This window comes from Achromobacter sp. NCFB-sbj8-Ac1-l (assembly GCF_052695805.1).
In genome coordinates, this window is the sequence record NZ_CP199812.1 from 5,041,054 (window position 1) to 5,053,762 (window position 12,709).

The window sequence follows — 12,709 nt, forward strand, 5'->3', positions numbered from 1 at the left end:
TGATGGCTGCCTGTATCTGCACCGGAAGCCATCTAAGATGAACCGCATGTTGAACGTCACCCTGCCCGTCGAAGGCATCATGGCACTACGCAATGCGCTGGGCGAAGAGCAGGCCATTGCCATTGCCCATTCCCTGGAACTCGCCCAGATCCGGGGCGAGGCCGAACTGGCGGCCGCATTGCGGCAAGAGTGGCAAAAAGAACTGGCAAACGCCGTCGCCCCCCTCGCCCGGCGCGAGGAAATACAGGAACTGCGCCGCGAAATCGCCAAGCTGCCCAACCGCGAAGAACTCAAGCGCTTCGCCACTCACGAAGACCTGTCAGAACTGCGCAGCCAATTCCTGCGCCTGGACAAAAAGATGACCGTGGGCTTTCTGGTCCTGCTGGCGCTCAATCTCACTTCCAACACCCCACTCTTCATCGAATGGGGGACCAAAGTGGTAGGCTACGCGCTCAAGTAGCCCGGGGATACCGTCACCTGAAATACGCCAGGTCGCCGCCCCTGAGCTTCGCCCGTTTCCGTTGCTGCAACGCCCATGTCCGTTCCCCGCTTTTTCTGCGACGCTCCCCTGTCCGCCGGCGCCCGCATCGCCCTGCCGGATGCCCTGGCGCACCACGCCCTGAGAGTGCTGCGGCTGCGCGCCGGTGAAAGCGTCGTGCTGTTCAACGGCCAGGGCGGCGAATACCCCGCCACGCTGGACGTCGACGGCAAGGCCGGCTTTGCCCAGTTGGGCGCCTTCGACCCGCGCGAAGCCGAGCTGGCTGGCCGCATCACCCTGGTGCAGGGCCTGCCGTCCGGCGACAAAATGGACTGGGTGGTGGAAAAAGCCGTGGAACTGGGCGCCGCCCGGGTCTGCCCCATCGCCGCGCAGCGCAGCGTGCTGCAGTTGTCGGGCCCGCGGCTGGACAAGCGGGTAGCCCACTGGCAGCGCATCGCGCAGTCGGCCGCCGAGCAGTGCGGCCGCAACCGCCTGATGACGGTCGACGCTCCCCTGGCCCTGGCCGACTGGCTGGCGTTGCCGGCCGATGGCCTGCGTCTGTTGTGCCACCCCGATGCCGACACCGACCTGGCCGGCCTGTTGCAGACCACGCCCGGCCTCGCATCGCTGACGCTGCTGGTCGGCCCCGAAGGGGGCTGGTCTGACAAGGAATTGGCCCAGGCCCGCGAGGCCGGCGTGCAAACCGTCAGGTTCGGGCCGCGCGTGCTGCGCACCGAAACCGCTGGTCTCGCCTTGATCGCTGCGGCGGGCGCCCTGCTGGGCTGGTAACGGAATAGAAAGACACACCCGACGTCCCTGACGCCGGTGGGGGCATCCGGCAGGCCCGTCGGCCTGCCGCGATTGAAATCAGTCGTTTTCGCCGTAAGGCGCGGCAGCCACACCGGGTTCCGGGTCCGGGTGCTTGCCCGCATGTTCCACGACATACGCAAAGATGCGGCCGTTTTCGTGGGCGAATTCGGCGGCGTCCGCACACACCGATTCAATGCGGGCGGCGTCTTCTTCCAGGGCGGGGTCGCCCGAATGCAGCTTGTACAGCCACAGCACCACGCCGATCTTGTGATCCAGCACGGTGTCGCACAGACAGTCGTAGAGCGCGTCGAGATTGCCCCCGAAATACTCGGGGAAATCCACCGCCTTGGCGATGGCGCGCAACACCGCCGAACGGCTGCGGGCAGGGTCGCAATTGGCCACGAACAGAGGCAGGCCGAGTTCATGCGCGGCCTCGACCACGGCCTTTTTGTCCAGCCCGTCGTGAGCCAGCGCTCCACCTCGCTTCAACTGCCGCTGCAGGGTAGATTGGGCATTGCGCGTCATGCCTGTGCCTCCTTGAAAAAGGCGATCACTTCGTCAGTACGCTGCATCGTATCGGCATAACCCAGTTCGATCAATCGCTTGGTGTAGCTGGATTCGAACAACAGGTAGGACATCAGCGCGCCGCCGCCGGGGCGGCCTGGGTCGGACGATACACCGAGTACGCGAAAAAGAGCACGGGCCTGGGCCGGCATGTCGCCCAGGTGTTCCAGCGCCAGCGAATCCAGCGACCGGCTGGGGGTGATCGTCAGCACCTGGATGCGGCGTACGTTGACCGTGTCACCTTCGCGGGGCACGGCGTGGTCCACCAGGTAATTCAACCGTTCAAGGCGCTCGACGTCCATCGACAGGCCGTCCAGGAAGATGCTGGACAAGGCATGGCCGCCCACCTGGGCCAGCGAGGGGTACGGCGGCGCGTCCTCGCGATGCTCGGGGTGGGTGTCGTCCCGGAACCCGGTGCCGATCACCAGCACCCGATGCGCGCCCAGGTGTATGGCCGGGCTGATCGGCGCCAGCTGGCGCATGGATCCGTCGCCGCACCATTCGCCCTTGCCGTGCACCGGAATCTGCCGGGCGGGAAAAACGAAAGGGATCGCGGACGAAGCCATCAGGTGATCGACCGTGATCGGCGTGGGGATGGCCAGCCGCAGATAACGATGCCACGGCTCGATCGGCGTGTGGGCCTGGTAGAACGTCAGGTGCTCGCCGCTGGTGTAGCCCGACGCCGTGATGGCCAACGCCGACAATGCGCCGCTTTCCAGATTGGACTGCAGGCTGTCGAAGTTCAGTACCCGGCCCAGCAACGCCTGCATGGGGCTGTTGTCCAGCAGCGACTGCGGCCGCTTGCGCGTCAGCCCGGAATACATCCAGCCCAGCGACAAGAGGCCCAGCCACCGCACGCCCGTGCGGATAAGACCCGGCGCGTCGGCCCGATAGATCATGTCGGTGTTCAGCGACGACCACAGGCGCCGGATGCGGCGCACGCCCAGGTGCGGGCGCTCGGCCCGGCAGGCCAACGCCGCCGCATTGATGGCACCGGCCGAGGTGCCGCAGATGATGTCGAAGGGATTCTTGAAACGCGAATGCCAGTCCGGGTCCAGCAGCTCCATGATGGCGCTGAGTACGCCCACCTGGTAGGCGGCGCGCGCGCCGCCGCCGGTCAGGACCAGGCCGGTCGGCGTGCGCGGGCACGCCGGGCCGGCCGGAGCGACTTCAACGTGGCGTGTTGGCATCGACCACAGTCATCGCGGTCATGTTGACGATGCGGCGCACGGTGGAGCTGGAGGTCAGGATGTGCACCGGGGCATTGGCGCCCAGCAGGAACGGCCCCACCGCCACGTTGCCGCCGGCCGCCGTCTTGAGCAGGTTGTAGGCGATGTTGCCGGAATCCACGTTGGGGCACACCAGCAGGTTGGCTTCGCCCTTGAGCGTGGACGAGGGCAGGATGCGCATGCGCAGCGCTTCGTCCAGCGCGCAGTCGCCATGCATTTCGCCATCGATTTCCAGTTCGGGCGCGGCTTGGCGCACCAGTTCCAGCGCGCGGCGCATCTTGGCGCCTGAGGCCGAGCTGCCCGAGCCGAAGTTCGACCGCGACAAGAGCGCCACCTTGGGGGCCAGGAACATGCGCTGCATTTCGTTGGCCGCGGCGATGGTGAATTCGGCGATCTGCTCGGCCGTGGGTTCGTCGTTGACGTGCGTGTCCACCAGCACCACCGTGCGCTCGTTGAGCAGCAGGATGTTCATGGCGGCGTACACGTTGCGCCCGGCGCGGCGGCCGATCACTTCGTCCACGAAACGCAGGTGGTCGTGGTACGCGCCCACCGAACCGCAGACCATGCCGTCGGCATCGCCCAGGCGCACCATCATCGCGCCGATCAGCGTCATGCGGCGGCGCATTTCCACGCGCGCCATTTCCTTGGTGATGCCGCGACGGCACATCAGTTCCCAGTACGTGGTCCAGTACTGATGGAAGCGTTCGTCGTATTCGGGGTTGGTGACTTCGACGTCTTCGCCCAGGCGCAGGCGCAGGCCCAGTTTTTCGATGCGGGTCAGCAGCACCGACGGGCGGCCCACCAGGATCGGACGGGCCAGGCCTTCGTCCACCACCACCTGCACCGCGCGCAGCACGCGTTCGTCTTCGCCCTCGGCGAACACGATGCGCGCCGGGCCGCCTTCGCGCACGATGCGCTTGGCCGCCGAGAACAGCGGTTTCATGAAGGCGCCCGAGTGGTACACGAACTGCTGCAGCTGCTCTTCGTAGGCTTCCAGGTCGGCCAACGGGCGCGTGGCCACGCCGCCGTCCATGGCGGCCTTGGCCACCGCCGGGGCAATGCGCACGATCAGGCGCGGATCGAAGGGCTTGGGAATCAGGTATTCGGGGCCGAACGAAATATCGAACGTGCCGTAGGCCGCGGCGACGACTTCGTTCTGTTCTTCCTGCGCCAGCTGGGCGATGGCATACACCGCCGCCTTTTCCATCTCGCGCGTGATGGTGGTGGCGCCCACGTCCAGCGCACCGCGGAAGATGTACGGAAAGCACAGCACGTTGTTGACCTGGTTCGGGTAGTCCGAACGGCCGGTGGCCATCACCACGTCGTCGCGCACCGAATGGGCAAGCTCGGGCAGGATTTCCGGCGTGGGGTTGGCCAGCGCCAGGATCAGCGGGCGCGAGCCCATGGCCGCGACCATTTCCGGCTTGAGCACGCCGCCGGCCGACAGGCCCAGGAACACGTCCGCGCCCTCGATCACGTCGGCCAGCTTGCGGGCGTCCGTCTTTTGTGCGAAGCGCGCCTTGTCCGGGTCCATCAGCGTGGTGCGGCCCTCAAAGACCACGCCCTCGATGTCGGTCACCCAGATGTTTTCCAGCGGCAGGCCCAGGTCCACCATCAGGTCCAGGCACGCCAGGGCGGCAGCCCCCGCGCCGGACGTCACGACCTTGACCTTGTCGATTTCCTTGCCCACGACCTTCAGGCCGTTGATGAACGCGGCGGACACGCAGATCGCGGTGCCGTGCTGGTCATCGTGGAAAACGGGAATCTTCATGCGTTCGCGCAGCTTGCGCTCGACCGTGAAGCACTCCGGCGCCTTGATGTCTTCGAGGTTGATGCCGCCGAAGGTGGCTTCCAGCCCGGCAATGATCTCGACCAGCTTGTCCGGGTCGGTTTCGTTGATTTCGATGTCGAACACGTCCAGGCCGGCGAACTTCTTGAACAGCACCGCCTTGCCTTCCATGACCGGCTTGGAAGCCAGCGCGCCGATGTTGCCCAGGCCCAGCACCGCGGTGCCGTTGGTGATCACGCCCACCAGGTTGCCGCGGGCCGTGTAGCGGAACACGTTGGCCGGATCCGCCACGATTTCCTCACAGGCCGCCGCTACGCCGGGCGAATACGCCAAGGCCAGGTCGCGCTGGTTGGTGAGCTGCTTGGTCGGCGTGACCGAGATTTTGCCGGGGCGGCCGTGCTCGTGATATTCAAGGGCGGCTTTGCGAAGGTTGGCATCCATAGGGGCGGCTACTGGCTAGAGTGAGGAACACGAAAGGGGGCAATTCTATTCCGATGACGGACGGCGCGAAACGTTCCCTGCATGCCGTTCGGCGTGCGCTTGCCCCTTTGCCGCAAGCGCTGCCCATCTTACCCTTGGCTTACAAATTGTCGCTATTCACTGAGTCCTGGAATTCGGGAAAACGCCCATAAGGATCGAACAGCGCCTTGATGCGCCGCTGTGACACCGTCTGCGACGACGCGCCCGGGTCGACCGGCAGGGCGTCCGTCACCAAGGCCGGCCGGGCCTCCAGCGTCACGCCCTGCACCCAGGCCAGCGTACCGCCATGCCCCAGCACCAGGTGCGCCAGGTTGACGGTGGCCGGCGCCTCGGGCGCCAGCGCGTCCAGGCGATAGCGGGCCGGCCAGCGCAGCCCCGGCCGGTAGTCGGTGGCGAATGCCCCGCCCGACAGCTGGAACAAGGACGGCACCAATCGCTGCACGGTCGCCGACCGCAGCGGCTGCACGTCGGCGGCGCCGAACGGCCCCAAGGTTTCCTCCACGCCGTCCGCCAGCACCAGGTCCACCGCCAGCACGCCCGACGCCGCGCATTGTCCCGTCGGCCACAATGCCGGGGCCGCCAGCCACTGCGCCAACGTCATCGCGCCCGGCAGCCCGTCGAACTGCGTCAGCCCGGCCTGCGCCAGCGCGGCCAGCGGCACGCCCGGCTGGGCTCGCCAACGCGGGGTTGGCCCGGTCAGCCGCGCCAACCCCGCCAGGCGGCTGGGGTCCAGCCACAGCAACGGCCCATAAGCGGATTCGAACGGCCCCTGGGCGTCGTCCAGCGCCATCACCACGCCGTATTCCGCGCACAGCGTGCGGGCATGGGCCACGTCGGCCTCGCGCACCGGCGTCAACAAGGCGCGCGGCCCCTCGCTGCCCGCCTCGCCCAGGTCCTTTACCGCCCCCTGGCATGACAATCCCAGGCGCTGCAGGAAGGTAGCCCAAGGGGTCAGGACGGGCCGCCGGCCCATCAGGAAAGCGCGCCGGGATGGCTGCATGAATACAATTCCTTTTTCCGCTTCAAAACGCCTTCGAGAATCCGATGCCCCGCCTTGCCGCCCGTACCCACGATTTCCTGACCTTCCAGGTCGTCGAGCTGTTCAAGCAGGCGCAAGCCCTGCAAGCGGCCGGCAAGGACATCATCAGCCTCGGTATCGGCGAACCGGACTTTACCGCGCCGCCCCAGGTCGTGGAAGCGCTGCAGCGCGCCGCCCAGGCGGGCCAGAGCGGCTACAGCCCCCCCGCCGGCATCATGCCGCTGCGCGAGGCCATTGCCCAGTTCTACCACGACCAGTTCGGCGCCACGATCAACCCCCGGCGCGTCATCGTCACCGCCGGCGCATCCGGCGCCCTGACCCTGGCCTGCGCCGCGCTGGTCAACGCGGGCGGCGAAGTCCTCATGCCCGACCCGTCCTACCCCGCCAACAGCAATTTCGTGCTGGCCGCGGGCGGCGTGCCGCGCCTGATCCCCAGCTCGGCTGACAAGCGCTTCCAGCTGTCCGCCCAGGACGTCGCCCAGCACTGGACCGACGCCACCCAGGGCGTCATGGTCGCCTCGCCCAGCAACCCCACCGGCACCTCCATCGACCCGCGCGAACTGGCCGACCTGCTGGCCCAGGTCCGCGCCCGCAACGGCTTTGCCATCGTCGATGAAATCTACCTGGGCCTGTCCTACGAGGGCCAGCCGCGGTCGGCCCTGACGCTGGACGACGACATCATCGTCATCAACAGCTTCTCGAAGTACTTCCACATGACCGGCTGGCGCCTGGGCTGGATGATCGTGCCCGAAGACATGGTCGCGCCCGTCGAAAAAATCGCCGCCAGCCTCGCCATCTGCGCCCCCACCCTGGCCCAGCACGCCGCCCTGGCCTGCTTCACCCCCGACGCCCTGCGCACCTTCGAACACCGCCGCGAAGCCTTCAAGCAACGCCGCGACTACCTGCTGCCCGAATTCGAGCGCCTGGGCCTCAAAGTCCCCGTCAAACCCGACGGCGCCTTCTACATCTACGCCGACATCACCGACTTCGGCACCGACAGTGCCACCTTCTCCCAACGCCTCCTGCTGGAAGCCGGCATCGCCGCCGTCCCCGGCCTGGACTTCGGCCCCACCCACGGCCACCACACGATGCGCTTCTCCTACGCCACCGGCCTGGACCGCCTGGAAGAAGCCGTCGCACGCATGACCAAGCTACTGGCCCGCTAAAACAAAAAAGGCGGCCAACAGGCCGCCTCCACAAGCTCACACGACAAAACAAGCACCCAAGCAAAAAACCAGCCCCACCAATCCGTCACAGAAGCCGGAAAACAGAGAAGCAATCGTCCCTCGACCCGCACTCAAACCGGACAACAATCCCCACCAGCGCGCAGCGCCCCCGCCCCGACGCAAGACACCGCGTAAGCCAAAACCGGCTGCCCGCGCAGCCGGTTTCTGGCGGGCAACGCAAACCTCGCCCCCCCACCCCAGCCTAGCGGCATCACAATTCTCGAAACCGGTAGCTCGGCACGGGTGGCGCCCATGCGAAGCGCGCCGTCGATGCGCCCGAGGGAATTCGAAGGGAGCCGCAGGCGGACGAGAATGACGAAGGGGGGGGCCGCCTAGGAAGTCCGGCGCCCGCGCGCCGGACCGCAATCGTTGGCGCGCTTCGCATGGGCGCCACCCGTGCCGAGCGGCCTACGAAGCAACAACGCAACAAAAAAACTCAATCAATCCCGAGCCAAAGCAATCCCGGAAGCCAACGCCAACCGCCGCCGCTCCGCCTGCACCTTAGCCCCATAGCCGTTGTCATCCGGCCCCGTCGACCCGACATAGCATGCCAACCCGCCATCCACCGACCCACGCCGGTTGATGCAGTCGCGCAGAATCGTCGCGCCCACGGCAATATTGGCCCCAGGATCCAGCGGATTCTTGCCCACTGCATCGAACTTGTCCTGGTGCACGCTGGTCATCACCTGCATCAGCCCCTGCGCGCCCACGTGGCTTTCAGCCAGCGGGTTGTAGCGGGACTCGATCGCGATCACGGCCAGCAACAGCAGCGGATCCAGCTGCTTCTCGCGGCCGACCTTGTAGACGGTATTCAGAAGCGGACCCGTCGCGTCATACGCGACCTTGTACTTGCGCGAAATATAGTTGCGCAGCGCTTCCGCCTGCGGCCCGGTCGCAACCATGGCAGGCTTTTTCGGCGCGGCAGGCGCCGTGCGGGCAGGCCCCAGCATGCCGGTGGCATTGCTGGAAGGCGCGGTAGGAACGGCCATGGCAATCGCCGACGAGGAATCGCCGAACTCGGACCCGGTGTCGGATTCGACGCCGGTCTGCATGGATGAAGGCGCTAGGGCGGTCAACAAGGCTTTGTGCACTTGCAATGCCTGGTCGCGCAAACCAGGCAGGGCGAATCCCATGCTTACCGTTACGATCACTGCAATGCCCAGGTAGACGGAGCAGATGCGCAGGGACTCGGCAAGATATTGGTGCACTCCTTGGGCCATGTTCCTGAACAGGCTGGCCACTGACGCATCGGGCATAAAACCTCCTGCGTTAAAAAAGAGGGAGTCAATGTTAACCTCTCTTTCTCCCCAAAATGTAACCAAATCGCCGGGATCTGTAGTGAAATACCGCGACCTTAGAGACTTCCTCGCTCAACTCGAACGCATGGGCGAGCTCAAACGCATCGCCGCGCCCGTCTCGACGCGCCTGGAAATGACCGAAATTTCCGACCGCGTGTTGCGCGCCGAGGGCCCCGCCCTGATGTTCGAAAAAGCCGTGCACGACGGCGAGCCCGCCGAGATGCCGGTGCTTGCCAACCTGTTCGGCACGCCCTCCCGCGTGGCCCGCGGCATGGGCGCCGACGACGTCAGCGCCCTGCGCGACATCGGCGAACTGCTGGCGTCCCTGCGCGAGCCCGAGGCCCCCAAGGGCCTGCGCGATGCGCTGGCCAAGGTCTCGATGCTGAAATCGGCCTTGTGGGACATGAGCCCCAAGAACGTCAAGAGCCCCGCCTGCCAGGAAATCGTCTGGGAAGGCAAGGACGTGGACCTGAACCGCCTGCCCATCCAGACCTGCTGGCCCGGCGACGTGGCGCCGCTGCTGACGTGGGGCCTGGTCATCACCCGCGGCCCCAACGCCAAGCGCCAGAACCTGGGCATCTACCGCCAACAACTGCTGGGCCCCAACAAGCTGATCATGCGCTGGCTGTCGCACCGCGGCGGCGCGCTCGACTTTCGCGACCACGCGCTGGCGCACCCCGGCACGCCCTTCCCCATCGCCGTGGCGCTGGGCGCCGACCCCGCCACCACCCTGGGCGCCGTCACCCCGGTGCCGGACAGCCTGTCCGAATACCAGTTCGCCGGCCTGCTACGCGGGTCGCGCACGGAAGTCGCCCAGGCGCTGGGCAGCAACCTGTCGGTGCCGGCCTGGGCCGAAATCGTGCTCGAAGGCCACCTGCTGCCGTCGTCCGACCCGCGCGCAATCGCCCCCACCGTGCCCGACGGCGTCAACCCGCCACCCGACACCGGCTACGAAATGGCGCTGGAAGGTCCCTATGGCGACCACACCGGCTACTACAACGAACAGGACTGGTTCCCGGTGTTCACGGTCGAGCGCATCACCATGCGCCGCAACCCGATCTACCACTCCACCTATACCGGCAAGCCGCCCGACGAACCCGCCGTGCTGGGCGTGGCGCTCAACGAAGTATTCGTGCCGCTGCTGCGCCGCCAACTGCCCGAGATCGTCGACTTCTACCTGCCGCCCGAAGGCTGCAGCTATCGCCTGGCCGTGGTGTCGATCCGCAAGCAGTACGCCGGCCATGCCAAGCGCGTGATGTTCGGCCTGTGGAGCATCCTGCGCCAGTTCATGTACACCAAGTTCATCGTGGTGGTCGACGAAGACATCAACCCGCGCGACTGGAAAGAAGTGGTGTGGGCGATGACCACCCGCATGGACCCGGTGCGCGACACGCTGCTGGTGGAAAACACCCCCATCGACTACCTGGACTTCGCCTCGCCGGTCTCGGGCCTGGGCGGCAAGATGGGCCTGGACGCCACCCACAAATGGCCAGGCGAAACCCAGCGCGAATGGGGCACCCCCATCGCCATGGACGCCGCCGTCAAGAAACGCGTGGACGATATGTGGGGCCAACTGGGGCTGTAAGCCCGACGTGGCCGGGCGTCAGCCCGGCAGCAGGGTATCTGTCCGGCGCGGCCGTTTCGCCCTGGGGCGGTCGACGCCCGGCGTGACCGTCGGCGCCGCCGGCTGATACGGAATCACATCGTCGCGCCGCAGCGCGGCGCAGCCGGCGCCGCGCGCCTGGCCCGGCAACGGGCCGGCCCGCTGGCACAGCAGCAACACGCCACCCAACGCGAAACGCTGATAGGCGCGCACCGCCTGCCCGCCCCACACCGGCGCCAGCGTCAGACCCGCCGCGCTGACCGCCGCGGCCGCTTCCGGCTTGACCAACAGGTAGTGTTGCGGCGCCGTCCGATACACGCCCAGCGGCTTGAGCGCCCATTGCGCCAGGCTGCCATAGTTGCCCGCGAGCAGCAGCACTGTCGCGAACACCACCGCAGTCCACGCCTTCATCTTGCCGCTCTTGCCGGCATGGGCCGGCGAGGCAAGCAAGGCCAGCACGGGCAGGAAACTCAGTCCGAACGTCAGGGCCAGCACGAACAACAAGGCAAAGCCGGATCCCGCCTCGCCCGCCAGCGGCTTGACCAGCGCCAGCAGGGTCAGAAACGGCACCAGGCTCATCACCATCATCGCCCCCGCCAGGCCCAGCGTCGCGGCAAGCACCCGCCAGAAACCCGTGTCGTCATCGCGCCACTCCCGCGTCAAGCGCTTGCGCGTCCACACCGCGGCCAGCGCCAACGCCGCCAGGGCAAGCGCACTGCCCGCCGCCATGCAGGCCGCCACGCCGGCCCCGGGCGCCCAACGCTCGGCGGTATCGGCCAGGTAGCGCGCCCCCGCCAATGTCGCCAGCCAGCACCCCGTGGTCAACCACGCAAGCCGGGCCGATATCGTGAAGCTCGCTCCGCGGGCCACGCGAGCAACCAGGTGCGCCCGCATGCCGCCGAAGAACATCAACGCCGGTGAAACAATCAGCACGGTGGTCGCCAGGCAACCCAGCAAGCCGGCGGCCAGCAGCACGCCCAGCCCGCTCCAGGACACCACCGCATCCAGGAACAGGCTTTCCCAGCCCGCACCATGGAGATGCAGCCAGACGCCCCCGGCGGGCAACACCAGCCACAGCGGCAACAGCTTCCACATGACGTCCAGCGCCTCGCGGAACCGTCCGAGATGGCGGACCAGGGGCCGCCAGCTGCCGCTTTCATCGCCAACGGGAGTCGGGCGCAACGGCCGGCGCCTGGGACGAACGGGGGGCTGCAAGCGAGGAGCTCGGGACATGTCCTGACCTATTTGAGAATTGGACGCATTTTATTTCAAATTCGGGGACAGAAAGATTCCGCGGGCCAAAAGAAACCCCGCCGGCCAGGGCGGGGTTCGAGGATGCGGGCGCAACCCATTCAGGGATTGTCGCCATCCTGGCGGGAATCCTGCCAGAGCTTGAACAACTGCCAGCCCACCAGCGCGCCGCCGGCCAGCTTGAGCAGCTTGGACTTCCTGCCGCCGCGCATGAACATGGCCGATACCGATGAGCTGATCAGCGGATAGCGCCGGGCCAGGCCAATGGCCTGCATGGCCCAGCGCGACGCGCCCCCGGACGCCAGGCCCGGCAGCAGGCTCTTGAACAGTGCCGAAGGTTCAAGCTTGCGGCCGGCCGAGACGATGTCCTGGGCCAGCGACTCGCGCTCGATCGCGGCGCGGGCCCGCAGCAGCTCGATGCGCACCGCGCGGTCGACAGCGGGAGACCTTTTCGTCATGGTTCAGCCCTCCTCGCGCCGACGCGCCCGGTCATCGTCGTCCTGGGCGTCGCGCACGCGTTCGAGCAGTTCCGCGTCGCGGCCCAGCTCTTCCAGCGTGGCTGCGAACGGCGGCGGGCCATACAGCAACCCATGGCGCACCACCAGCAGCAGCACGACGCCAACCAGCAGATAAAACGCCGCCAACAGGCCCAAGGCCAGATAGCGGTCTTCGGTGGGCCAGAACGCCACCGCGATGGTGATGGTGAACACCAGCACCGCCAGCGTCAGGAACAGCAACGCGGCAAATGCCAGGCCCAACACTTTGAGCAGGCGCGCTTTTTCGCCGGACGCTTCCAGCGCCAGCAATTCCAGGCGCGTACGCATCAGCCCGACCAGGCTGGACGCCACGCCAAACACAGATTTGCGTAGACCCATGGCTGAAAGGACACCGGGCGGGCGACGCGGCAAAAACGCCTGCGCCGCCCGCCCGGGACGTCCCTGC

At 67.0% G+C, this 12,709-nt stretch carries 12 protein-coding genes; 4 read left to right on the top strand and 8 right to left on the bottom strand.

Annotation, left to right across the window (positions count from 1 at the left end):
• Positions 1-37: 37 nt before the first annotated feature.
• Both ACUDP5_RS23135 and ACUDP5_RS23140 read left to right on the top strand, forming a co-directional pair.
• A complete protein-coding gene (locus ACUDP5_RS23135) occupies positions 38-460 on the top strand; it encodes a hypothetical protein (protein WP_175194119.1) in 423 nt (140 codons plus the stop codon).
• A gap of 75 nt (positions 461-535) precedes the next feature.
• Positions 536-1,267 (top strand): 16S rRNA (uracil(1498)-N(3))-methyltransferase, encoded by a 732-nt coding sequence (locus ACUDP5_RS23140; RefSeq protein WP_445657295.1) that lies wholly within the window; start codon positions 536-538, stop codon positions 1,265-1,267.
• 78 nt (positions 1,268-1,345) lie between these two features.
• Here ACUDP5_RS23140 and ACUDP5_RS23145 read toward each other — a convergent pair whose 3' ends face one another.
• From ACUDP5_RS23145 to ACUDP5_RS23160, 4 genes are all read right to left on the bottom strand, one after another.
• A complete protein-coding gene (locus ACUDP5_RS23145) occupies positions 1,346-1,813 on the bottom strand; it encodes a barstar family protein (protein WP_025137340.1) in 468 nt (155 codons plus the stop codon).
• Positions 1,810-3,042 (bottom strand): patatin-like phospholipase family protein, encoded by a 1,233-nt coding sequence (locus ACUDP5_RS23150; RefSeq protein WP_445657296.1) that lies wholly within the window; start codon positions 3,040-3,042, stop codon positions 1,810-1,812. Before ACUDP5_RS23150 ends, ACUDP5_RS23145 begins: the two co-directional genes overlap by 4 nt.
• Positions 3,023-5,311, bottom strand: coding sequence for an NADP-dependent malic enzyme (locus tag ACUDP5_RS23155; protein WP_263911340.1), 2,289 nt, complete (start codon positions 5,309-5,311; stop codon positions 3,023-3,025). The genes ACUDP5_RS23150 and ACUDP5_RS23155 overlap by 20 nt, the downstream gene beginning before the upstream one ends.
• A gap of 139 nt (positions 5,312-5,450) precedes the next feature.
• Positions 5,451-6,350 (bottom strand): FAD-binding protein, encoded by a 900-nt coding sequence (locus ACUDP5_RS23160; RefSeq protein WP_445657297.1) that lies wholly within the window; start codon positions 6,348-6,350, stop codon positions 5,451-5,453.
• 44 nt (positions 6,351-6,394) lie between these two features.
• On the opposite strand from ACUDP5_RS23160, the gene ACUDP5_RS23165 reads away from it, so the two are divergent.
• Entirely contained in the window at positions 6,395-7,555 is a 1,161-nt protein-coding gene (locus ACUDP5_RS23165) for a pyridoxal phosphate-dependent aminotransferase (RefSeq protein ID WP_263911337.1), read from the top strand.
• A gap of 500 nt (positions 7,556-8,055) precedes the next feature.
• Here ACUDP5_RS23165 and ACUDP5_RS23170 read toward each other — a convergent pair whose 3' ends face one another.
• Entirely contained in the window at positions 8,056-8,871 is an 816-nt protein-coding gene (locus ACUDP5_RS23170) for a transglycosylase SLT domain-containing protein (RefSeq protein ID WP_445657298.1), read from the bottom strand.
• A gap of 82 nt (positions 8,872-8,953) precedes the next feature.
• On the opposite strand from ACUDP5_RS23170, the gene ubiD reads away from it, so the two are divergent.
• Complete coding sequence (gene ubiD / locus ACUDP5_RS23175) at positions 8,954-10,498, top strand: 4-hydroxy-3-polyprenylbenzoate decarboxylase (protein ID WP_445657299.1); 1,545 nt, start codon at positions 8,954-8,956, stop codon at positions 10,496-10,498.
• Between the two features lie 18 nt (positions 10,499-10,516).
• On the opposite strand, the gene ACUDP5_RS23180 is transcribed toward ubiD, so the two are convergent.
• The 3 genes from ACUDP5_RS23180 to ACUDP5_RS23190 all read right to left on the bottom strand — a co-directional run bounded on the left by ACUDP5_RS23180 (position 10,517) and on the right by ACUDP5_RS23190 (position 12,642).
• On the bottom strand, positions 10,517-11,698 hold the full coding sequence (locus tag ACUDP5_RS23180) for a hypothetical protein (RefSeq protein WP_263911333.1): 1,182 nt from the start codon (positions 11,696-11,698) through the stop codon (positions 10,517-10,519).
• A gap of 170 nt (positions 11,699-11,868) precedes the next feature.
• Entirely contained in the window at positions 11,869-12,225 is a 357-nt protein-coding gene (locus ACUDP5_RS23185; protein WP_263911332.1) for a hypothetical protein, read from the bottom strand.
• A 3-nt stretch (positions 12,226-12,228) separates the two neighbouring features.
• Positions 12,229-12,642: a phage holin family protein gene (locus ACUDP5_RS23190; RefSeq protein WP_263911330.1), complete on the bottom strand. Its 414-nt coding sequence runs from the start codon at positions 12,640-12,642 to the stop codon at positions 12,229-12,231.
• Positions 12,643-12,709: the final 67 nt, after the last annotated feature.

Bases quoted from the DNA above. Each gene is read 5' to 3' on its own strand.
- ACUDP5_RS23190 (WP_263911330.1), bottom strand. From the start codon at position 12,642: ATGGGTCTACGCAAATCTGTGTTTGGCGTGGCGTCCAGCCTGGTCGGG.
- ACUDP5_RS23155 (WP_263911340.1), bottom strand. From the start codon at position 5,311: ATGGATGCCAACCTTCGCAAAGCCGCCCTTGAATATCACGAGCACGGC.
- ACUDP5_RS23185 (WP_263911332.1), bottom strand. From the start codon at position 12,225: ATGACGAAAAGGTCTCCCGCTGTCGACCGCGCGGTGCGCATCGAGCTG.
- ACUDP5_RS23135 (WP_175194119.1), top strand. From the start codon at position 38: ATGAACCGCATGTTGAACGTCACCCTGCCCGTCGAAGGCATCATGGCA.
- ACUDP5_RS23145 (WP_025137340.1), bottom strand. From the start codon at position 1,813: ATGACGCGCAATGCCCAATCTACCCTGCAGCGGCAGTTGAAGCGAGGT.
- ACUDP5_RS23160 (WP_445657297.1), bottom strand. From the start codon at position 6,350: ATGCAGCCATCCCGGCGCGCTTTCCTGATGGGCCGGCGGCCCGTCCTG.
- ACUDP5_RS23150 (WP_445657296.1), bottom strand. From the start codon at position 3,042: ATGCCAACACGCCACGTTGAAGTCGCTCCGGCCGGCCCGGCGTGCCCG.
- ACUDP5_RS23140 (WP_445657295.1), top strand. From the start codon at position 536: ATGTCCGTTCCCCGCTTTTTCTGCGACGCTCCCCTGTCCGCCGGCGCC.
- ACUDP5_RS23165 (WP_263911337.1), top strand. From the start codon at position 6,395: ATGCCCCGCCTTGCCGCCCGTACCCACGATTTCCTGACCTTCCAGGTC.
- ACUDP5_RS23170 (WP_445657298.1), bottom strand. From the start codon at position 8,871: ATGCCCGATGCGTCAGTGGCCAGCCTGTTCAGGAACATGGCCCAAGGA.